At 60.4% G+C, this 21,043-nt stretch carries 19 protein-coding genes; 10 read left to right on the top strand and 9 right to left on the bottom strand.

Annotated features, from left to right (window positions below):
- The first annotated feature begins 148 nt into the window (after positions 1-148).
- A complete protein-coding gene (gene ppx, locus M9827_RS12915) occupies positions 149-1,651 on the top strand; it encodes an exopolyphosphatase (protein WP_250605724.1) in 1,503 nt (500 codons plus the stop codon).
- A gap of 248 nt (positions 1,652-1,899) precedes the next feature.
- On the opposite strand, the gene ppk1 is transcribed toward ppx, so the two are convergent.
- Positions 1,900-4,125, bottom strand: coding sequence for a polyphosphate kinase 1 (ppk1, locus tag M9827_RS12910; RefSeq protein ID WP_250605723.1), 2,226 nt, complete (start codon positions 4,123-4,125; stop codon positions 1,900-1,902).
- 18 nt (positions 4,126-4,143) lie between these two features.
- On the bottom strand, positions 4,144-5,157 hold the full coding sequence (gene hemB, locus M9827_RS12905; RefSeq protein WP_008084506.1) for a porphobilinogen synthase: 1,014 nt from the start codon (positions 5,155-5,157) through the stop codon (positions 4,144-4,146).
- Between the two features lie 207 nt (positions 5,158-5,364).
- On the opposite strand from hemB, the gene M9827_RS12900 reads away from it, so the two are divergent.
- Together M9827_RS12900 and elbB are read left to right on the top strand one after the other, a co-directional pair.
- Positions 5,365-6,012: a DedA family protein gene (locus M9827_RS12900; protein WP_250605722.1), complete on the top strand. Its 648-nt coding sequence runs from the start codon at positions 5,365-5,367 to the stop codon at positions 6,010-6,012.
- A gap of 290 nt (positions 6,013-6,302) precedes the next feature.
- Complete coding sequence (gene elbB, locus M9827_RS12895; protein ID WP_250605721.1) at positions 6,303-6,971, top strand: isoprenoid biosynthesis glyoxalase ElbB; 669 nt, start codon at positions 6,303-6,305, stop codon at positions 6,969-6,971.
- Positions 6,972-7,101: 130 nt separating this feature from the next.
- On the opposite strand, the gene M9827_RS12890 is transcribed toward elbB, so the two are convergent.
- Together M9827_RS12890 and M9827_RS12885 are read right to left on the bottom strand one after the other, a co-directional pair.
- Entirely contained in the window at positions 7,102-7,557 is a 456-nt protein-coding gene (locus M9827_RS12890) for a YaiI/YqxD family protein (RefSeq protein ID WP_007911138.1), read from the bottom strand.
- Between the two features lie 133 nt (positions 7,558-7,690).
- On the bottom strand, positions 7,691-9,589 hold the full coding sequence (locus M9827_RS12885) for an FTR1 family protein (protein ID WP_250605720.1): 1,899 nt from the start codon (positions 9,587-9,589) through the stop codon (positions 7,691-7,693).
- Between the two features lie 190 nt (positions 9,590-9,779).
- Between M9827_RS12885 and M9827_RS12880 the strand changes: the two genes are divergently transcribed.
- The 5 genes from M9827_RS12880 to M9827_RS12860 all read left to right on the top strand — a co-directional run bounded on the left by M9827_RS12880 (position 9,780) and on the right by M9827_RS12860 (position 14,543).
- Positions 9,780-11,180 (top strand): COG3014 family protein, encoded by a 1,401-nt coding sequence (locus tag M9827_RS12880; RefSeq protein ID WP_250605719.1) that lies wholly within the window; start codon positions 9,780-9,782, stop codon positions 11,178-11,180.
- A 207-nt stretch (positions 11,181-11,387) separates the two neighbouring features.
- Positions 11,388-12,782, top strand: a complete 1,395-nt coding sequence (locus tag M9827_RS12875) for a COG3014 family protein (RefSeq protein ID WP_250605718.1) — start codon at positions 11,388-11,390, stop codon at positions 12,780-12,782.
- 15 nt (positions 12,783-12,797) lie between these two features.
- Positions 12,798-13,172 carry a YcfL family putative periplasmic lipoprotein gene (locus M9827_RS12870; RefSeq protein WP_007911131.1) on the top strand — a complete coding sequence of 125 codons (375 nt, stop codon included), beginning with the start codon at positions 12,798-12,800 and terminating at the stop codon, positions 13,170-13,172.
- A gap of 36 nt (positions 13,173-13,208) precedes the next feature.
- Positions 13,209-13,796, top strand: a complete 588-nt coding sequence (gene lpoB / locus M9827_RS12865; RefSeq protein ID WP_016772610.1) for a penicillin-binding protein activator LpoB — start codon at positions 13,209-13,211, stop codon at positions 13,794-13,796.
- A 3-nt stretch (positions 13,797-13,799) separates the two neighbouring features.
- Complete coding sequence (locus tag M9827_RS12860) at positions 13,800-14,543, top strand: penicillin-binding protein activator LpoB (protein WP_250605717.1); 744 nt, start codon at positions 13,800-13,802, stop codon at positions 14,541-14,543.
- Between the two features lie 76 nt (positions 14,544-14,619).
- On the opposite strand, the gene M9827_RS12855 is transcribed toward M9827_RS12860, so the two are convergent.
- From M9827_RS12855 to M9827_RS12845, 3 genes are all read right to left on the bottom strand, one after another.
- The gene (locus M9827_RS12855; RefSeq protein WP_250605716.1) at positions 14,620-15,252 is read right to left on the bottom strand and encodes a LysE family transporter; all 633 of its coding nucleotides are present in this window, start codon (positions 15,250-15,252) and stop codon (positions 14,620-14,622) included.
- A 152-nt stretch (positions 15,253-15,404) separates the two neighbouring features.
- Entirely contained in the window at positions 15,405-15,986 is a 582-nt protein-coding gene (locus M9827_RS12850) for a mechanosensitive ion channel family protein (RefSeq protein ID WP_250605715.1), read from the bottom strand.
- A complete protein-coding gene (locus M9827_RS12845) occupies positions 15,986-17,896 on the bottom strand; it encodes an ATP-binding cassette domain-containing protein (RefSeq protein ID WP_250605714.1) in 1,911 nt (636 codons plus the stop codon). Before M9827_RS12845 ends, M9827_RS12850 begins: the two co-directional genes overlap by 1 nt.
- Positions 17,897-17,946: 50 nt before the next feature.
- Between M9827_RS12845 and M9827_RS12840 the strand changes: the two genes are divergently transcribed.
- Entirely contained in the window at positions 17,947-18,408 is a 462-nt protein-coding gene (locus M9827_RS12840) for a TIGR02444 family protein (RefSeq protein ID WP_250605713.1), read from the top strand.
- Here M9827_RS12840 and M9827_RS12835 read toward each other — a convergent pair.
- The gene (locus tag M9827_RS12835; protein WP_250605712.1) at positions 18,405-19,553 is read right to left on the bottom strand and encodes an AlgP family protein; all 1,149 of its coding nucleotides are present in this window, start codon (positions 19,551-19,553) and stop codon (positions 18,405-18,407) included. The genes M9827_RS12840 and M9827_RS12835 overlap by 4 nt on opposite strands.
- 192 nt (positions 19,554-19,745) lie before the next feature.
- Between M9827_RS12835 and M9827_RS12830 the strand changes: the two genes are divergently transcribed.
- Positions 19,746-20,411, top strand: a complete 666-nt coding sequence (locus M9827_RS12830) for an FKBP-type peptidyl-prolyl cis-trans isomerase (RefSeq protein WP_250605711.1) — start codon at positions 19,746-19,748, stop codon at positions 20,409-20,411.
- A 59-nt stretch (positions 20,412-20,470) separates the two neighbouring features.
- On the opposite strand, the gene M9827_RS12825 is transcribed toward M9827_RS12830, so the two are convergent.
- A complete protein-coding gene (locus tag M9827_RS12825) occupies positions 20,471-20,929 on the bottom strand; it encodes an Rsd/AlgQ family anti-sigma factor (protein WP_016985889.1) in 459 nt (152 codons plus the stop codon).
- Between the last annotated feature and the right edge of the window lie 114 nt (positions 20,930-21,043).

The raw sequence follows: 21,043 nt of genomic DNA, 5'->3' as shown, positions 1-21,043 counted from the left end.
GACGCAAAGCGTCCGGTGAGGCATTCCCACGCAGAGCGTGGGAACGATAACGTTCGGGGTGCGCGCTCCGGCGGTTTGAACCGTGCGCGTTGGCGCCAGCGTTTGATCGTGGCACGATGTCGAGGTTATCGACCGAGACCCCCTGACCATGCCGCAATCCCAAGCCAAGAATCTGTCCCTGATCGCCGCAATCGACCTGGGCTCGAACAGCTTTCACATGGTCGTGGCCAAGGCCCAGAACGGTGAGATCCGCATTCTCGAACGCCTCGGGGAGAAGGTTCAGCTCGCCGCCGGCATCGACGATGAGCGCCATCTCAACGAAGAATCGATGCAACGCGGCCTCGATTGCCTCAAGCGCTTTGCCCAACTGATCAACGGTATGCCACTGGGCGCCGTACGCATCGTCGGCACCAACGCCCTGCGTGAAGCGCGCAACCGCCTCGAGTTCATCCACCGCGCCGAAGAAATCCTCGGCCACCCGGTGGAAGTCATCTCCGGCCGTGAAGAAGCGCGGCTGATTTATCTGGGCGTGTCGCACACCCTCGCCGACACCCCGGGCAAACGGCTGGTCGCCGACATCGGCGGCGGCAGTACCGAATTCATCATTGGTCAGCGTTTCGAGCCGCTGCTGCGCGAAAGCCTGCAAATGGGCTGCGTCAGCTTCACCCAGCGCTATTTCAAGGACGGCAAGATCACCCCGGCCCGTTACGCCCAGGCGTACACGGCGGCGCGGCTGGAGATCATGAGCATCGAACACGCCCTGCATCGCCTGACCTGGGATGAAGCCATCGGCTCCTCGGGCACCATCCGTGCCATCGGCCTGGCGCTGAAGGCTGGCGGTCACGGCACGGGCGAAGTGAATGCCGAAGGCCTGGCGTGGCTCAAGCGGCGCTTGTTCAAGCTCGGTGATGTCGACAAGATCGATTTCGAAGGCATCAAGCCTGATCGCCGGACAATCTTCCCGGCGGGCCTGGCGATTCTCGAAGCGATTTTCGACGCCCTCGAACTGCAACGCATGGATCACTGCGACGGCGCGCTGCGCGAAGGTGTGCTCTACGACCTGCTCGGCCGTCATCATCATGAAGACGTGCGCGAACGCACCCTGACTTCGTTGATGGAGCGTTATCACGTTGACCTCGAACAAGCGGCGCGGGTTGAGCGCAAAGCCTTGCACGCGTTCGATCAGGTCGCGGTGGATTGGGAGCTGGATGACGGCATCTGGCGCGAACTCCTGGGCTGGGCGGCGAAAGTGCACGAAGTCGGCCTCGACATTGCGCACTATCACTACCACAAACACGGCGCTTACCTGATCGAACACTCGGATCTTGCCGGATTCTCCCGCGAAGACCAGCAAATGCTTGCCCTGCTGGTGCGCGGCCATCGCCGCAACATTCCCAAGGACAAGTTTGCTGACTTCGGTGACGACGGCGACAAGCTGATTCGCCTCTGTGTGCTACTGCGCTTTGCGATCCTGTTCCACCACATTCGTGGCACGCAGGCGATGCCGCAGGTGGTGCTGCATGCGAAGGGCAACAACCTCGATGTGGAGTTTCCGGAGAATTGGCTGGATGAGAACCAGCTGACTCAGGCGGATTTCGGGCTTGAGGCGGATTGGCTGACGCGGGTGGGGATTGTGCTTACGGTGCATTGAGTTATTGAGTCAGGCACAAAAAAGGCGATCCATTGGGATCGCCTTTTTATTGGGTTCGACTTGAGTGCAGAGGTGAACCTTCCCCCTCACCCCAGCCCTCTCCCGAGGGAGAGGGAGCCGATCTCCGTTGGCTTCAAAGCCTGAGTTCGACTCGGTAGTTCAGGTCGGCGTATAGCGTAAGACACCTCGGTCAGTCCCCTCTCCCTCTGGGAGAGGGCCAGGGTGAGGGGCTTTTGACCTTCAAGGCCTTAGCTGCTTACCGGAAGGATGGGGCTACCCAAGCGTTCCAGCAACGTCGCCTGCGCACTTCTCGGATTCTGATTTCCGGTTGGCGTGTTGCGGATGTAACGGCCATCCGACTGCAGGCTCCAGCTGTGGGTGTTGTCGGTCAGGTACAGCTCCAGCTCTTTCTTCACCCGGGTCAGCAGTTTTTTGCCTTCGACCGGGAAGCAAGTCTCGACGCGCTTGTCGAGGTTGCGTTCCATCCAGTCGGCACTGGAGAGGAACATCTGCTCGTCGCCGCCATTGAGGAAGTAGAACACGCGCGTGTGCTCAAGGAAGCGGCCGATGATCGAACGCACATGGATGTTGTGCGAAACCCCAGCAATGCCCGGACGCAGGCAGCACATGCCACGTACCACCAGGTCGATGCGCACGCCTGACTGGCTGGCCTTGTACAGCGCGCGGATGATCTTCGGATCGGTCAGCGAGTTGAACTTGGCAATGATGTGCGCCGGTTTGCCTTCGACGGCGAACTGGGTCTCGCGGGCGATCATGTCGAGCATGCCCTTCTTCAGGGTAAACGGCGCATGTAACAGTTTCTTCATGCGCAGGGTTTTACCCATGCCGATCAACTGGCTGAACAGTTTGCCGACGTCTTCGCACAAGGCATCGTCGGACGTCAGCAGGCTGTAGTCGGTGTAGAGACGGGCGTTACCGGCGTGGTAGTTACCCGTGCCGAGATGCGCGTAACGCACGATCTCGCCGGCCTCGCGACGCAGGATCAGCATCATCTTGGCGTGGGTCTTGAAGCCGACCACACCGTAAATCACCACCGCACCGGCCGCTTGCAGACGACTGGCCAGTTGCAGGTTGGACTCTTCGTCGAACCGCGCACGCAGCTCGATGACCGCGGTGACTTCCTTGCCGTTACGCGCGGCATCCACCAGCGCATCGACGATCTCGGAGTTGGCGCCGGAGCGGTACAGCGTCTGGCGCACCGCGAGAACGTGCGGGTCTTTCGCGGCCTGACGCAGCAGGTCAACCACCGGGGTGAACGACTCGAACGGGTGCAGCAGCAGGATGTCCTGTTTGCTGACGACGCTGAAAATGTTTTCGCTGTTCTGCAGCAGTTTCGGGATCTGCGGAGTGAACGGCGTGTATTGCAGCTCCGGATGGCTGTCCAGACCGGTGATGCTGAACAGACGGGTCAGGTTGACCGGGCCGTTGACCTGATACAGCTCGGTCTCGCTCAGGTTGAACTGCTTGAGCAGGTAGTCCGAGAGGTGTTTCGGGCAAGTGTCGGCGACTTCCAGACGTACCGCATCGCCGTAACGACGCGAGAACAACTCGCCACGCAGGGCGCGGGCCAGGTCTTCGACGTCTTCGGAATCGAGTGCCAGGTCGGCGTTTCGGGTCAGACGGAACTGGTAGCAACCCTTGACCTTCATGCCCTGGAACAGGTCATCGGCGTGCGCATGAATCATCGACGACAGGAACACATAGTTGTCGCCAGGACCGCCGACTTCTTCCGGCACCTTGATGATCCGTGGCAGCAGACGCGGCGCCGGGATGATCGCCAGACCGGAATCGCGTCCAAAGGCATCGATACCTTCCAGTTCAACGATGAAGTTCAGGCTCTTGTTCACCAGCAACGGGAACGGGTGCGTCGGGTCGAGGCCGATCGGGGTGATGATCGGCGCGATCTCGTCGCGGAAATAGCGGCGCACCCAGGTTTTGATCTTGGTCGTCCAGTGGCGGCGACGGATGAAGCGCACTTGGTGCTTCTCCAGCTCCGGCAACAGGATGTCGTTGAGGATCGCGTACTGACGATCAACGTGACCGTGCACCAGCTCGCTGATCCGCGCCAGTGCTTGATGTGGCTGCAAGCCGTCAGCACCAGCCTGTTCACGGGCGAAGGTGATTTGCTTCTTCAGGCCGGCGACGCGGATCTCGAAAAATTCGTCGAGGTTGCTGGAGAAGATCAGCAGGAACTTCAAACGCTCCAGCAACGGATAGGACTCGTCCAGCGCCTGTTCCAGCACGCGGATGTTGAATTGCAGTTGCGAAAGCTCACGGTGGATGTACAGGCTGCTGTCATCCAGGCCCGGGATCGCAATCACGGGCGCCGCCGCGACAGGTTCGGCGACTGGCGCCGGTGGCGCAGGCTCCAGTTCCGGCGGGGTCTCGGTGATTTGCTCGACCACCGGTTGAGCTTCTTTTACTGCAACTTCCGTGAGTCCTTCGGTATTCATTGAATGTTCCTGGGAGGGCTATTTCTGCTCTCGTAACAATTGAGCGGCGCGGACAGCAAAGTAAGTCAGGATGCCATCAGCGCCGGCACGTTTAAAGGCGGTCAGAGATTCGAGAATCACCGCCTCGCTCAACCAGCCATTCTGGATCGCCGCCATGTGCATGGCGTATTCGCCGCTAACCTGATAGACGAAGGTCGGCACTTTGAAGGCATCTTTTACCCGGAAAAGAATGTCCAGATACGGCATGCCCGGTTTGACCATGACCATGTCCGCGCCTTCAGACAAGTCGGCGCCGACTTCGTGCAGCGCTTCGTCGCTGTTGGCCGGGTCCATCTGGTAGGAAGCCTTGTTGGCCTTGCCGAGGTTCGACGCCGAACCGACGGCATCGCGGAACGGGCCGTAATAGGCGCTGGCGTACTTGGCCGAATAAGCCATGATCCGCACGTTGACGTGGCCGGCAATCTCCAGCGCTTCACGGATCGCCTGAATGCGACCGTCCATCATGTCCGATGGCGCCACTACCTGCGCACCCGCTTCGGCGTGGGACAGGGCCTGACGGACCAGCGCGTCGACGGTAATGTCGTTCTGTACGTAGCCTTCTTCGTCGAGGATGCCGTCCTGGCCGTGGGTGGTGAACGGATCGAGTGCGACGTCGGTGATCACCCCCAGTTCCGGGAAACGCTCACGCAGCGCGCGGGTGGCGCGCTGGGCGATGCCCTCGGGGTTCCAGGCTTCAGCAGCGTCAAGGGATTTCAATTCGGGCGGAGTGACCGGGAACAGCGCCAGCGCCGGAATCCCCAGCTCGACCCACTTGGCCGCTTCTTCAAGCAGCAGGTCGATGGTCAAGCGCTCTACACCCGGCATCGAGGCCACGGCTTCGCGGCGGTTTTCACCGTCAAGCACGAACACCGGCAGGATCAGGTCATCGACCGTCAGCACATTTTCCCGCACCAGCCGACGCGAAAAATCATCACGACGATTGCGACGCAGGCGGGTTGCAGGGAACAGACGATTGGCAGGGGTAAAGCTCACGGCAGACTCCTGAGCCCGCGCAAACGGGCGAGCGTGACAGTTATAGACGGCCATTATGACGAACAGATGACAGTTGTGTGAGACCTGTGACGCGTAGCCGCATTCCATTCTCAGTGTAGGAATTGTTCACGTCGAGACACATTTGGACACTTTCATGAATGTGTCCGAAGGGTTAGGCTGCGCGTTCATTTCGCCAGCACCCAGACAATGCTCCAACAATTTCTGCATGACTTTGGCTACTTTGCCTTGTTCCTCGGCACGTTCTTCGAAGGCGAAACCATTCTGGTGCTCGCGGGCTTCCTCGCGTTCCGTGGATACATGGACATCAATCTGGTGGTGGTCGTGGCGTTCTGCGGCAGCTATGCCGGCGATCAGCTGTGGTACTTCCTGGGGCGCAAGCACGGGCGCAAATTGCTCGCGCGCAAACCGCGCTGGCAGATGATGGGCGACCGCGCGCTGGAGCACATTCGCAAGCACCCGGACATCTGGGTACTGAGTTTCCGTTTCGTTTACGGATTGCGCACGGTGATGCCGGTGGCGATCGGTCTGTCGGGCTATCCGCCGGGACGTTATCTGCTGCTCAACGGTATCGGCGCGGCAATCTGGGCGACTGCACTGGCCGCTGCGGCTTACCACTTCGGTGCGGTGCTGGAAGGCATGCTCGGCAGCATCAAGAAGTACGAGCTGTGGGTGCTCGGCGCGCTGCTGATTCTTGGCGTTGGCCTGTGGCTGCGTCGCCGCTTCAAGAATGCGCGTCTGGCGAAGAAAATCTACGCCGACGAGCAAGCCGCGCAAGCTGCACTGCTGAATCAAGCCGAAGCGTCCCCTGCCGAACCAAAGTCGCCAGCCGAATAAATCGCTGGCGCTTTGCTACAGCCCGCCGGCATTGAGCGGGCTGGCCGACCCCTTCAGTCAGATACGTCACTTTTACCCTCGCTGCTCTGGTGCATTCAAGTTCTCCAGCGGCGTTCTCACGCCAAAAATCTAGCGCTCGTTACGCAGCAGGCAACCCCAAATAATGAACACCCCGCCGTTGTTGCGATCCATGTAGAAAGCGTTCCTTGCAGGTGCAGCCACCTCTTGAGGCTATGGCAACGCAGGACAATTTAGTGGACATTTAGCGCCATGAATCTGGAGAGAAACCCATGAGCAAAAAAGTTGCAGTGATCCTGTCCGGCAGTGGCGTGTACGACGGCGCCGAAATCCACGAAAGCGTCATCACCCTGCTGCGCCTCGACCAGCGCGGCGCGCAGGTGCAGTGCTTCGCCCCGAACATCGCGCAATTGCACGTGATCAATCACCTGACCGGCGAAGAAATGCCCGAGTCGCGCAACGTTCTGGTGGAATCGGCGCGCATCGCCCGCGGCAACATCAAGGACATCCGCGAAGCCGACGTCGACGATTTTGATGCGTTGATCGTGCCGGGCGGTTTCGGGGCGGCGAAAAACCTGTCCAACTTCGCCGTCGAAGGCGCTGGCTGCAGCGTGCAGCCGCAAGTGCTGGCGCTGGCCGAAGCATTTGCCGAAGCGGGCAAACCGGTCGGCCTGATGTGCATTTCTCCGGCGCTGGCGGCGAAGATCTACGGCCCGGGCGTGACCTGCACCATCGGCAATGACGCCGACACCGCCACGGCGATGAACAAGATGGGCGCCACTCACGAAGACTGTGCGGTGACGGAAATCATCGAAGACAAGGCGCGCAAACTGGTGACGACCCCGGCTTACATGCTGGCGCAGAACATCAGTGAAGCGGCTTCGGGGATTAACAAACTGGTCGACCGCGTGCTCGAACTGACCCACGAAAACGACGCCTGATCTCCAACTGCGTACAAAACCAAAGGTGGGAGCGAGCCTGCTCGCGAAGGCGGTGTGTCATTCAACTCTATATTGTCTGATACAACGCATTCGCGAGCAGGCTCGCTCCCACAGAGGATTTGTGTAGGGCTTAAGGTTTGCGCGTCAGTCGGGTGAGGATCCGGTCCAGCGCATTGGCAAACGCCTGTTTCTCGCGATCCCCGAACGGCGCCGGGCCGCCGCTCATCTGGCCTTGTTCGCGCAGATCAGTGAACAGGTTGCGCACGGCCAGGCGCTCGCCCATGTTCTGCGCGTCAAATTCCTTGCCGCGCGGATCCAGCGCCGCGACTCCCTTCTTCACCAAACGATCGGCCAGCGGGATATCGCTGCAAATCACCAGTTCACCCGGCACCGCGTGCTCGACCAGATAATCGTCTGCCGCATCCGGCCCGCTCGGCACCACGATCAGTTTGACGATGGCCAGCCCCGGCTTGATCTGCGGCTGCCCGGCCACCAGCACCACTTCGAACTGGCGCTTGAGGGCGAACTTCACCACCAGATCCTTCGCCGCCCGTGGGCAGGCGTCGGCATCGATCCAGACACGCATGTTCTTTACCTCTAAAAGCAAAAGATCGCAGCCTGCGGCAGCTCCTACAGGGTGCGCGTCGCGGCGTAACATTGCGACATGCCTTGTCCCTGTGGGAGCTGCCGAAGGCTGCGATCTTTTAGGAGTTACTCAATCAAGCAGCTGAAACCCGCCGCTTCTCCGCCACCCAGCTACGCCCATACAACACCACAATCGCCAGAATCGCCACCGCCTGCGCCGTCAGCGAATAGGCATCGGCATGAATCCCCAGCCAGTCGAATTCAAAGAACGCCACCGGCCGCGTGCCAAAGATCCCGGCTTCCTGCAACGCCTTCACGCCATGCCCGGCGAACACTACCGACAATGCGCACAGCAGCGCCGCGTTGATGCTGAAGAACAACGTCAGCGGCAGTTTCGCCGAACCGCGCAGGATCACCCACGCCAGACCGACCAGCAGCACCAGTGCCGTCGCGCCACCGGCGAGCACCGCGTCATGCCCGGCTGGTCCTGCCTGCAACCACAGGGTTTCGTAAAACAGGATCACCTCGAACAGCTCGCGATACACCGAGAAGAACGCCAGAATCGCGAAGCCGAAACGCCCGCCACCACCAACCAGACTGCTCTTGATGTAATCCTGCCAGGCTGCGGCGTGGCGACGGTCATGCATCCATACGCCCAGCCACAGGACCATGACACTGGCGAACAGTGCCGTCGCGCCTTCCAGCAGTTCACGCTGCGAACCGCTGACATCAATGACGTACGCCGCCAGCGCCCAGGTACCGAGACCGGCCAACAGTGCCAGGCCCCAACCGACGTTGACACTGCGCACCGCCGATTGCTGGCCGGTGTTGCGTAGAAAGGCGAGGATCGCTGCCAGCACCAGAATCGCTTCCAGACCTTCGCGCAGCAGAATCAGCAGACCGGAGATGTAGCTCAGTGACCAGCTCAAGCCGTCGCTGCCTAACAACCCGGCGGATTCCTTGAGCTTGGCCTTGGCGGCGTCCAGGCGCTGCTCGGCCTGCTCGACCGGCAAGCCGTCCTGCAACGATTGCCGATAGGCCATCAGGGATTTTTCGGTGTCCTTGCGCACATTGGCGTCAACGTTATCCAGCGAGCTCTCGACCAGTTCAAAGCCTTCCAGATAAGCCGCCACCGACAGGTCGTAGGCCTGATCGTGTTCGCCTGCACGGTAGGCCGCGAGGCTCTTGTCCAGGGTCGCTGCGGTGTAGTCGAGCAGTTGCGCCGGGCCACGCTTGACCTGCGGCGGTTGCGCACGCTGGGCGCGGAACGTCGCGGCGGCTTGCGGGCCATCGGCGGCCTGCACTTCGGCCGGGGTCTGACGGGCCAGATCGGCGATGTTGTAGGTCTTGTCGGCTTTGGCCGCCGCCGGATCGGCGCTGAAGCCGGCGATGTAAGTCGCCAGATCCCAGCGCTGCCGATCGTCGAGCTGATCGGCAAACGCTGGCATGTCGGTGCCTTCAACGCCCTGACCGAGGGTGTTGTAGATCGCATACAGACTCAGGTGATCCAGCCGCGCCGCATCCCGCAGATTGGCCGGTGCCGGGGTCATGCCGAGGCCCGCCGGGCCGTCACCGGCGCCACTGTCGCCGTGGCACACCGAGCAATTCTGCGCATAGAGCGGCGCACCCCGGGTGGGGTCGGGGGTGATGATCGGCGCTTGGCTGACTTCATACGCCACCGCCAGTTGCGCGCCAAGTTGCCGCGCCTGCCGGGCGACTTCGGCGCCATCCTGCTTTGCGGTGATTGCGGCGTGCAACGCGCTGACACCTTGCTCCAGCGCAGCTTTTTCAGGCTTGGCCGGCATGCCGGCGATCAAGCCTTGCAGCGCCCGTGTGAATTCCAGTTGCTCGCGGTATTCGGAATCATCGACAACCTTGCCCGCCGCTACCGTCGGCGGGTAGTCGGCGCTGATGTAATCGAGCAGGTGCAGCGCTTGCGGTGCGCCTTCCACGTTATCGGCCAGCAGATTGAAGCTGCTCAGGGCAATCAACGGGAACAGCAGCCAGGCCAGAAAACGGGACGAGGCAGTCATGAGTCATTCTCAAATGGAAATGCGAAGTTACATATTGTTCACTTCGAACGCGTTTCCCTCAAGCTTTGTCGACATAACGCCACACATGTCGCGAGCCATCGGTCTACAAAAAACGCCACATCACTTAGCCACTATTGCACCCTATACTGCGCGACCTGTCGCATTTCCCGCTCAAGGATGAACCCCTTTTATGCGCCATCGCTTGCACTTGCCCCTGTTGATCGCCGCCGTTGTGCAACTGAGCGGCTGCGGTGCATATCGCAATTACGACCTGGAACTGCAACAGACCACCGACCCGTTCAAGGCCGGCAACATCAACAGCGCCCTGTCCGTGATCGAAGCGAACAATCCGGGCGCGGAAAAAGACCTGCTCTACTATTTCGAAAAGGGCACCGTACTGAGCGCCGGCGGCGAGTTTGCGCAGAGCCAGACAACCTGGCGCAGCGCCGAGCAGATGATCATCGAGCGCCAGGACACGATCGAAACCACCGGCGACAAGCTGCTCGCCGCGATGGGCGATCACTGGGGCAGCATCATCAATGACAAGCTGCGCCGCTACGATGGCTACGACTACGAAAAAGTCATGCTGACCACGCAAATGGCCCTCAACCAACTGGCCATGAATGATTTTGACGGCGCCCGTGCCGACATCAAGAAAACCCACGAGCGCGAAGCGCTGATCGCCCGACAGCGGGAGCTGGAATACGAGCGTATCGAAGAAGCGGCCAAGGCCCAGGGCGCGCGCGTGCATTACAAGGATCTGCAGGGTTACCCCGTGGTGATGCTCGAATCGCCTGCGGTGATTGCTCTGAAAAACGGTTACCAAAGTGCATTCAGTCACTATCTCGCCGGCTTCACCTACGAAGCGCTGGGCGAGAAAGATCTGGCAGCGCCCGGCTATCGTCAGGCAATTGAACTGCGTCCGGACATGGCGTTTTTCCAACAGGCACTGCGCGATCTCGACAGCCCAGGCCTGAAGGCAGACGAAAGCGATGTGCTGATCATCGTGCAGAGCGGCCTGGCGCCGGCCCGCAGCTCCGTGCGCGTGCCCTACCCGGTGAAGCTCGCGGACGGTCAGGTCATCGTCGCCAATATCTCGTTCCCCATAATGGTGCCCGACACCTCGACGCCTTCATTCAACCAACTGAGCATCGATGGTCGTCAAAAAAAGCTGATTGCGGTCAACAGCATTACCGACATGTCCTTGCGCACCCTGCGTGACGACATGCCGGGCATTATCCAGCGCACAACCTATCGGGCATTTCTGGCAGCCGATGTTCAGGGCAGGGACAATCGACGCGATCCGAGCAAAGCGTCCTACGTCACGCACTGGGACGGTTTCGAGCACGCCGACACACGGACCTGGCGCACCTTGCCCAACCTCACCCAAGTCGTGCGCCTGCGCCTGAAAAAAGGTGAGCACCTGATCAGCCTGCCCAACGCTCCCGGCGCTGCACCGATGAAAGTCCGCATCGACCAGAACCGCCAGGTCATCGGCCTGCGTGCTTTGGGTGATCGAGTATTTGCCAATGGCAGCGCATTCCAGCCCAGCGCAGCGCCGACTCGCAGTGTGGTATCCGATCTGAAATAAGTAATGGCACCAAACTAACGAGTGCGATTAAAAAGCTATTACATAGCCATCACCGCCTGCTTATAATGCCGCGCCCGCGTTATTGCGATCGGGCATAAAGCTCCTCAGGTTATGAGGAATTGGCAGGAGGCCAGCGCCACTGTCGATGGGTCACACCAGCCCGACCAGCATCCGCGGCTGTAGTTACTCCAGGGAAGAAGTACCCCCATGGCATTCCGCGCCCCCACTCTGATTGCGCTCAGCGCCGTCACTCTGCTGTCCGGCTGTTCAGCGTTTCGCAACTACGACTCCGAATTGGCCCAGACCAACCAGCAACTGGCCTCCGGCAACGTCGACGCCGCGCTGACCCTGCTGGAAAAGAACAACACCGGCCCTGACAAAGACCTGCTCTATTATTTCGAAAAAGGTGAGTTGCTGCGCGCCAAGGGCGACCTGTCCGGTAGCCAGAACGCGTGGACCAGCGCCGATCAGGTGGTGGGCAAGTGGGAAGATTCGGTCAAGCTCGACACCGACAAGTACCTGGCCCAGTTCGGCAGTTTCCTGGTCAACGACAAGGTGCGTCGCTACGAAGGTTACGACTACGAAAAAGTCATGCTGACCACGCAGATGGCCCTGAACCTGCTGGCGGTTAACGATTTCGACGGCGCACGCACCGCCATCAAGAAAACGCACGAACGTGAAGCGGTGATTGCCGACCTGCGCGACAAGGAATACCTGAAGAGCGAAGAAGAGGCCGAGAAAGAAGGCATCAAGACCCAGTACAAGGACCTGCAAGGTTATCCGGTCGCCAGTCTCGATGCCCCGGAAGTGGTCGGTCTGAAAAACAGCTACCAGAGTGCGTTCAGTCACTATCTGGCCGGCTTCGTCTACGAAGCCCTGGGCGAGAAAGATCTGGCTGCACCGGGCTACCGCAAGGCCGCCGAGTTGCGCCCGAATACCCCGCTGCTGGAGCAGGCGCTGGTCAACCTCGACAAACCGGGCAAGTCCGACGACAGCGACATCCTGATCGTGGTGCAAAGCGGTCTGGCACCAGCGCGCGACTCGATCCGCGTGCCGCTGCCTTTGCCGATCTCCAACAACGTGGTGATCACGCCGCTGTCGTTCCCGATCATCAAGCCAGACACCTCCACCGCGCCGTTCGCGCAGATCGGTGTCGATGGCCAGCAGGTCGATCTGACCGCGCTCAACAGCACCACCGCCATGTCCCGCCGCGCTCTGCGTGACGACATGCCGGGGATCATTCTGCGCACCACCGTGCGGGCGATCACCAAAGGCGTGGCGCAGAAGCAGATCAACGAAACCAATCCACTGGCCGGTCTGGCCGTCGGCATCTCTTCAGCTGTGCTCGAAGGTGCCGATACCCGTACGTGGCGCACCCTGCCGGACAACACCCAAGTGGTGCGTCTGCGCTTGAAGAAAGGCGAGCACCAAGTCACTCTGCCGAGCGCCGTGGGCGGTTCGGTGGTCAAGGTCACCGTCGATCAGCGTTACCAAGTGATCAGCCTGCGCGCTGTGGGCAACCAGGTGTTCGCCGCCGGTCTCGCCGCTCACGTCATCCCGAGCGCCGGCGCAACCAACGTCGCCAGCCTCAAACAACCTTAAGAACGGAGTCTTTGCATGCGCTTCAAACTCATCGCCGTCGCCGCCCTCGCCTTGCTGGCGAGCGGCTGCGCCACCCCGCCACCGCCAGAGCCGGGCAGCGCCGCGAGCAAAGTCGTGGCCATGGGCCCGCAGAAACACATCGTCGTCGGCGCCATGCGCGTCGCCCGCGAAAACGGCTTCATGACGGTCAACGTGCAGTTGAGCAATACCCTCAACAGCAACAAGATTTTCTACTACCGCTTCGCCTGGCTCGGCGCGGAAGGTTTCCCGATTGCCGAAGAAGAAGTGTGGAAAAGCCAAATGATGTACGGCGCCCAGACCAGCTTCATTCAAGGCATCGCCCCGACCCCGAAAGCCGTGGACTTCCGTCTGGAAATCAAGACGCCGTAAGCCCGCCACCCTATTCCTGTTTTAGAGAGCATTCCCATGTTTGCACGCTTTTCCTGCATCGCCGTTATCGCCCTGCTGGCCTCCGGCTGCGCCAACACTTCGCCGACCCTGGGCAGCAAGAACATCAGCTACGGCGACACCAAAGCGGTTGAAACCGTGACCAATGAATTCGGTTCCACCGACCTGCAGATGATCGCCGAATCGATGACCCGCTCGCTGGCCCAGTCCGGCATCCTGCAGGGCCGTCCGGTGGTTCAGGTCTACGACGTGAAGAACAAGACCAGCGAATACATCGACACCCGCGAAATCACCACCAGCATCAAGACTCAGCTGATGAAGACCGGTGTTGCTCGCTTCGCCAGCGACAACAACGCCATGCAGAGCCAGGTTGACCAGCTCAAGCTGCAAAACCAGAGCGGCCTGTACAAGAAGAGCACTGTGGCCAAGACTGGCAACATGGTTGCCGCCAAGTACCGCATCGAAGGCTCGATCAGCTCGATCGTCAAGCGCAGCAGCGATTACAAGGACGTCTTCTACAAATTCAGCCTGCAACTGATCGACGTTGAAAGCGGTCTGGCCGAGTGGATGGACGAAAAAGAGATCCGCAAAACCACGGAGCGTTAATTGATGCGCGCATGGATTGGCATGATGGCCCTGGCTTGTGCGTTTGGCGCGCAAGCGGCCCCGAAAGTCGCGGTGACGGACCTGGCGTATCAGGAACGTGTGGAGCAATACATCCACATCGTTTCGGCCCAGAGCAATCACCGCGAGGGTTACTACAGCTCCAGCGGCTCTTCGAGCTACAACGAGATCGAAGCGAGCACCAGTTACATCGAGCAAGGCGAGTTGCGCAAATTCACCGGCGACATCAAGGGTGAAATCCTGCGTACCGGCATGTTCCAGCTGGTGCAAGGCACGCCGTACACTGCGTCGTCCAAGGGTGACGTCTACGACGTGATCAAGCGCATCAAGGCCGGCAACTTCAAGGGCGCCGACTATGTGCTGTTCGGCACCGTGTCAGACATCGACTTCACCCAGGACATGAACGAGCTGGCGCACACCGACAGCTATTCGGCGGTACTGGGCCTGACGCTGGTGGCGGATTTCAGCCTGATCAACACCAAGACCTTCGAGATCACCTCGGCCTTCACAGCGATGGGCGAAGCGCAGGACACCAAACTGGTGAACGGCCGCGACATCAAGATCTCGCTGAACCGTCCTCGGGTGGTGCGTGACGTGTCGAAAGCGCTGGGGGAAGACGTGGCCGGGCAACTGAGCATGCAGCTCGGTGGCGGCGGTTACGAGCAGCCGCGTGAGCCGGCGCAACGCAACAACCTGCCGCGCGATACTGCGCCAGTGATCTTGCGCTGACTCTTGGCCTCGCCACAGCCTGACAGGCAATAAAAAAGGCGACCTCCCGAGGTCGCCTTTTTTGTGCCCGTGATGTTTATGCCGCGGCTTTACGCAACGTCGCCATAAACGCCGCCGCGCCAATGAACAGCCCGGCAAACGTGCGGTTCATGCGCTTCTGCTGCTGCGGGGTGCGCAACAGACGCAGCACCTTCGACGCCAGGCCGGTGTAGCCCGCCATCACAATAAGGTCGACAACGATCATCGTCACACCGATCACCACATACTGAATCAGCAGGGGCGCATGCGGGTTGATGAACTGCGGCAGCACCGCGAGCATGAACACCAAGGCCTTGGGGTTGCTGATGTTCACCAGAAACCCGCGGAACACCAGCGCCAGCGGCTTGCCGATCGGCCGTACCGCTGCGTCATCGCTCATGTCCATGGGCAGCGCGCGCCATTGTTTGATGGCCAGGTACACGAGGTAAGCCACGCCGAACCATTTGATCGCGTGGAAAGCCGTGGCCGAAGCCGTCAGGATCGCGCCAACACCGGCGCCGACGATCGCAATCTGGGCCGCCAGGCCGATTTGCAGGCCGAGGGCGTTCCAGTAACCGCGCCAGAAACCGTATTGCAGACCGCTGGACATCGACGCAATGGCGCCAGCACCCGGGGACAGACTGATCACCCAGCAGGCGGCAAAAAACGCCAGCCATGTTTGAAGCTCCATCGCACACCTCGACTCATGCCGTAACAAGTTGTCAAAGCTAATGCGGTTTGAGGCTAAAAGCAAAAGATCGCGGCCTGCGGCAGCTCCTACATTGGAATGCGATCCCTGTAGGAGCTGCCGCAGGCTGCGATCTTTTGATCTGGCTTTAAGACTTACTTCTCAAAGCCACTGGCAGGAAACACATCCGTCCCGCGCCAACGCCGCACCGAACGCTGGAAGAACAAGCTGTTCGGCACCTGCACCATGGCGCTGCCCGTTCCGAGTTCTTCAGCCTCGATCAACGTGGTGTAGAGCAGATTGATCGCCACCACTCGCCCCTTCACGCCAGGCTTGTCCGTGGTGTCCACCAGCTCAACGATATCGCCCAGCCGAAACGGCCCGACCGTGAAGATCAGAATCGCGCAGAGCAAATTCGACAGCACACTCCACATCGCGAAGAACGCGACCGCTGCCACCGCAACGAAGCCCGACAGCGCCGTCCACAACACCGTGGCCGAAACACCGAGACGCTCCAGAACAAAGATCAGCGCGCTGCCCATGATCAACCAGCGCAACACGCCACGCAGCGGCATCAGCAACTGCGGCGGGAACGGATAGCGCTCGCCCAACCGGGTCAGGCCTTTGGCAACGAAGCGCTGGGTCAGGTAACCGGCCAGCAGGATCAGCAGAATCTGCACGCCAAACCAGACCGGCTCGACCCACTCCGCTGGCAGCGGCAGCTTGAACGCTTCCATCAGGACAGCGCCTCCAGCTCCGCCTGCATGCTTTCCAGCACCTCGAGGGCTTCCATCCACGCTTCTTCCAGCTCGCCTTCGCGAACCTTCAACTTGGCCTGTTCAGCGAGCAGATCACGCAACTCGTTCTTGCGGGCCGGCTCGTAGATATCGCTGTCGCCGAGGCTGGCGTCGACCTTGGCCAGTTTCTCGTGGAGCTTGCCCAGTTCGGCTTCGAGCTTGTCGGCTTCACGCTTGTGCGGGGCCAGTTGCTGACGCAACGCAGCAGCCGCCTGACGCTGGGCCTTCTTATCGGTCTTGTCCGGGTTGACCGGAGTGTTGCTGACCGGGGCGTTGCGCTGACGGTATTCCACCAGCCACCGCGCATAGTCTTCGAGGTCGCCATCGAACTCTTCGACCTTGCCGTCAGCGACCAGGTAGAAGTTGTCGGTGGTGCTCTTGAGCAAATGCCGATCGTGGGACACCACCAGCACCGCACCGCTGAATTCCTGCAGTGCCATGGTCAGCGCCAGGCGCATTTCCAGATCGAGGTGGTTGGTCGGTTCGTCGAGCAACAACAGGTTCGGCCGCTCCCAGGCAATCAACGCCAGGGCCAGACGCGCCTTTTCACCACCGGAGAAATTCAGCACCGGCTCATCGATGCGCGCACCACGGAAGTCGAAACCGCCAAGGAAATCACGCAGGGTCTGCTCACGCTCGGTCGGCGCCAGACGCTGCAAATGCAGCAACGGGCTGGCCTTGGCGTCCAGGGAATCGAGCTGATGCTGAGCGAAGTAACCGACCACGGTGTTTTCGCCACGGGTCAGGCGCCCGGCGATCGGTGACAGCTCGCCGGCGAGGTTCTTGATCAGCGTCGACTTACCCGCGCCATTCGGGCCGAGCAGGCCGATCCGCGCACCTGGGGTCAGTTGCAGCTTGACCTTCTCCAGGATGGTTTTGTCGCCGTAACCCAGGCGCGCATCCGACAGGTCGATCAGCGGACTGGAGATCTTGGTCGACTCGCGAAAGACGAAATCGAACGGCGAATCAACATGGGCCGCCGACAGCTCTTCCATCCGCTCCAGCGCCTTGATCCGGCTCTGCGCCTGACGAGCCTTGGTCGCTTGCGCCTTGAAGCGGGCGATGTAGCTTTCCATGTGCGCACGTTGCGCCTGTTGCTTCTCGTAAGCCTGTTGCTGCTGGGCCAGACGCTCGGCGCGGGCGCGTTCGAACGCGGTGTAGCCGCCGCGATACAAAGTGATTTTGCGTTGATCGACGTGGGCCACGTGATCGACGACTTCATCGAGGAAATCACGGTCGTGGGAAATCAGCAGCAAGGTGCCCGGGTAGCTTTTCAGCCACTCTTCGAGCCAGATGATCGCGTCGAGATCCAAGTGGTTGGTCGGTTCGTCGAGCAACAACAGGTCCGACGGGCACATCAATGCCTGCGCCAGATTCAGACGCATCCGCCAGCCACCGGAGAAATCTCCTACCTGGCGATCCATCTGTTCATTGGTGAAACCGAGACCGGCCAGCAATTTGCGCGCTCGTGCATCGGCGGTGTAGCCGTCAGCGCTGTCGAGCTCGGAATGCAGACGGGCCAGGGCGACGCCGTCGTGAGCCGCTTCGGCCACGGCGAGGTCACGTTGCACCTCGCGTAGACGCAGGTCGCCATCGAGCACATAGTCGACCGCCAGGCGTTCGAGGGTGTCGACCTCCTGGCGCATGTGCGCAATACGCCAGTCGGCCGGCAGCAGGCAGTCGCCCGAATCCGGGTGCAACTCGCCGCGCAGCAAGGCAAACAGGCTGGATTTGCCGGCGCCGTTGGCACCGATGAGGCCGGCTTTGTGGCCGGCGTGCAGGGTCAGCTCGGCGTCTTCTAGCAGACGTTGCGGGCCACGCTGTAAAGTCAGGTTCTGAAGTCGGATCATAATGGCGGCGGAGTCTACCAGCTTCGCTCACAACTGGCGCGAGTAGCACGATGTCCTCTGACCTGTGGAGCTTTTCCCTTGCCACCTACGCCCGCCCGGGCGTGGAAGATGCCTGCCTGCAGCTGCAAACGGCGGGCGCCAGTGTCTGCCTGCTGCTGTGTGGTTTATGGCTGGAACAACGCGGGGTGACGTGTGATGAGCAACGCTTGAGCCAGCTTCAGACGCTGACCGAACCGTGGGATATCGACGTGGTGCAGCCACTGCGCGCACTGCGTATGCAATGGAAAGCACCGGCGACCGATGATGCGGTGTTGAAAGGCATGCGCGAGCAGATCAAATCACTTGAGCTCGAAGCTGAGCGAGCGTTGTTGTCACGACTGGAGGGGGTTGCGCAGGAGTGGGGGCAAAACGGCGCAGGCGCGAAGACCTGGCTTGAGGGATTGGCCGGCTCGGCGGCCAGCCCGAACCGCGACGCGCTGCAAGTGCTGCGCGTCGCGGCAACCGGCACTTAGGAAGCGCTGGTCGGGTTGTTGCTGGTGCTCGACACAGCGGCTGGAGACGGCGCAGTCGATGGCGTCGAGGTAGTCGCGGCTGGAGCAACTGCCGATGGCGCAGTCGACGCTGCCGGTGCGGCAGGCTTAGCGGCAGGCGCGGTAGCCGGTTTAGCGGCAGCTGGTTTTGCAGCAGCAGGCTTTTTAACGGCTGGTTTTGCGGCAGGTTTTGCAGCTGGTTTTGCAGCAACAGGCTTGGCAGCAGCAGTCGCTGGTTTGGCAGCAGCGGCCGGTTTAGCGGCTGGCTTGGCTGCTGGTTTGGCAGCAGCTTTTGCTGGTGCTTTTGCAGCAGGTTTGGCGGCAGCTGGTTTAGCGGCAGTCTTGGCAGCTGGTTTTGCAGCAGCAGTTTTAGCAGCCGGTTTGGCTGCGGCGGTTTTCACTGGAGCAGCTTTTGCAGCAGCTGGTTTAGCAGCGGCGGCACGGGTAGCTGGCTTGGCAGCGGCAGTACGCGCAGAAGGTTTTGCCGCCGTGGTTTTAGCCGCTGGTTTTGCAGCGCTCGCCGCAGCAGGTTTCTTCGCTGCAGGTTTTGCGGTTGCTTTGGCAGCTGGTTTTGCAGCGGCTTTCACCGGTGCTTTTGCTACTGGCTTGGCAGCGGTTTTAGCAGCAGCTTTTGCAGCAGGCTTGGCCGCTGCAGTTTTCGCTGGAGCTTTTGCAGCAGCAGGTTTGGCGGCTGCTTTCTTCGCCGGTGCGGCTGCCGGTTTGGCTGCGCGCGAGGACAACACTTTACCCACGGCTTCTTGAACGCGACCCACACCCTGGGCCAGTTTCAGGCTTTCCTGGGCATCGCGCTTGAGTTGCAGAATGTAGCTGCGAGTGTCGGACTGACGATCCTTCAAGGCGTCGAGCAGGTCTTCCAGTTCTTTCACTGCGGCCTTGGCCTTGTTCTGCGCCTTGGCTTTACCGGCAGTGGCCGCGTCCTGCAATTTGGTGCGGGATTTGTGCAGTTTTTCTTGTGCCTTGCCGCGTTGCTTTTCCAGTTTGGCGAGCAGTTTTTCAGCATCAGCCAAGGCTTGGGAGCAAGCGTTTTCCAGATGCTCGAGCAGGCTGCCCGAGAGTTGTTGGAGTAAATGCAACGGAGTGTTTACAGGCTTCTTGGTGGCCGACATGGTTTACCTCCTGGCTGACGTGAGTGCGGCTCATACTAGACCTCTGCAGTTACCGCCGCTAGGGCATCTTGACAGTATCGATTGCGTTGCGTTGCACCGAATCGAAAATGTTCTGCGCGAAGTCAAAAGCAGTTCACCGTAACAGTCGTGCGCGCTGGCATAATCCACCGCATCTCAGGACGGAGAGTGCTCATGTCGCGCTACTTTTTTTTATTCCTCTGCATGGTTTTCTCTGCCGCTCACGCTGACGGAAAATCCACCGCGAACGATGCTCACGATCTGGCCTACAGCCTCGGCGCCAGCCTCGGTGAACGGCTGCGCCAAGAGGTTCCGCAACTGCAGATTCAGGCGCTGGTCGATGGCCTGCAGCAAGCCTATCAAGGCAAGCCACTGGCGCTGAGCGAGGCCCGTATCGAGCAGATTCTGGCCGATCATGAAGCGCAAAATGCAGAACACTCCGCGCTGCCTTCGAGCGACGCGGCAATGGAAAGCGAGCAACGTTTTCTCACCACAGAAAAAGCCAGGCCGGGTGTAAAGGAACTGGCTGACGGCATCCTGCTCACCGAGCTGACACCGGGCACTGGCGCCAAGGCCGGCCCCGATGGAAAAGTGCAGGTGCTGTATGTCGGACGGTTGCCGGACGGCACCGTGTTCGATCAGAACACTCAGCCGCAATGGTTCAATCTCGACAGCGTGATTGCCGGTTGGCGCACCGCGTTGCAGAACATGCCGGTGGGCGCGAAATGGCGACTGGTGATTCCATCGGATCAGGCCTATGGCGCCGACGGTGCAGGAGACCTGATTGCGCCGTTCACACCGCTGGTGTTTGAAGTGGAATTGCGTGGTGCGACGAGTTGATCGGGCAATAAAAACGGTGCGCTTTCGGGCGCACCGTTTTTTTTGATCAGGGTTCGGGATCAGGCCTGGACCGGATCTTCTTCCTTGTGTGCTGTGTGCAGCACTTCAATCAGGCAGTCTTCAAGTTCAAAGCGCTCGTGCAGCAGACCACCTAGCTCTTTGAATTTCTCTGCAACGCATTTGCCTTCATCGCACAGGTCGTTGAAGGCCAGCAGCTTCTCGGTGATGACATCGATGCGCGGATAAATCGTCTCGGCGAGTTCCAGACCACGCTTGTCGTTGAACGCTTTGGCTTCGCCCGTCAGCTGTTCGTAGATTTCGAAGTGCCCGGCCGAAACGTAATCGACCAGCACGCCGCAGAATTCCTGCAAAGGCTTACGGCTCTCGGACAACGATTCAGGCTGCGCACCGAGCTTGTCGTAGGCGCCGATCAGCTCTTCACGCTCTTGCAACCAGCGGTCGATCAGCAGATGAACCCCACCCCAACGTTCCTGAGCATTCTGACAACTTTCGAGCATGGCGATCTCTCTTCCCTTGTGGGTCATGCTGCTCTACACCCGCGCCCCTCTTTTGGTTTTGGCTTGGGGGACGGCCGGGCAGAGCGTCATCGAGCAACATAAATCCAATGACAC

The sequence above is a fragment of the Pseudomonas sp. AKS31 genome (assembly GCF_023634765.1).
Taxonomy (GTDB): Bacteria; Pseudomonadota; Gammaproteobacteria; order Pseudomonadales; family Pseudomonadaceae; genus Aquipseudomonas.
Note: the sequence above shows the minus strand (reverse complement) of the source record. Positions and strands in the feature narration are given on the sequence as shown.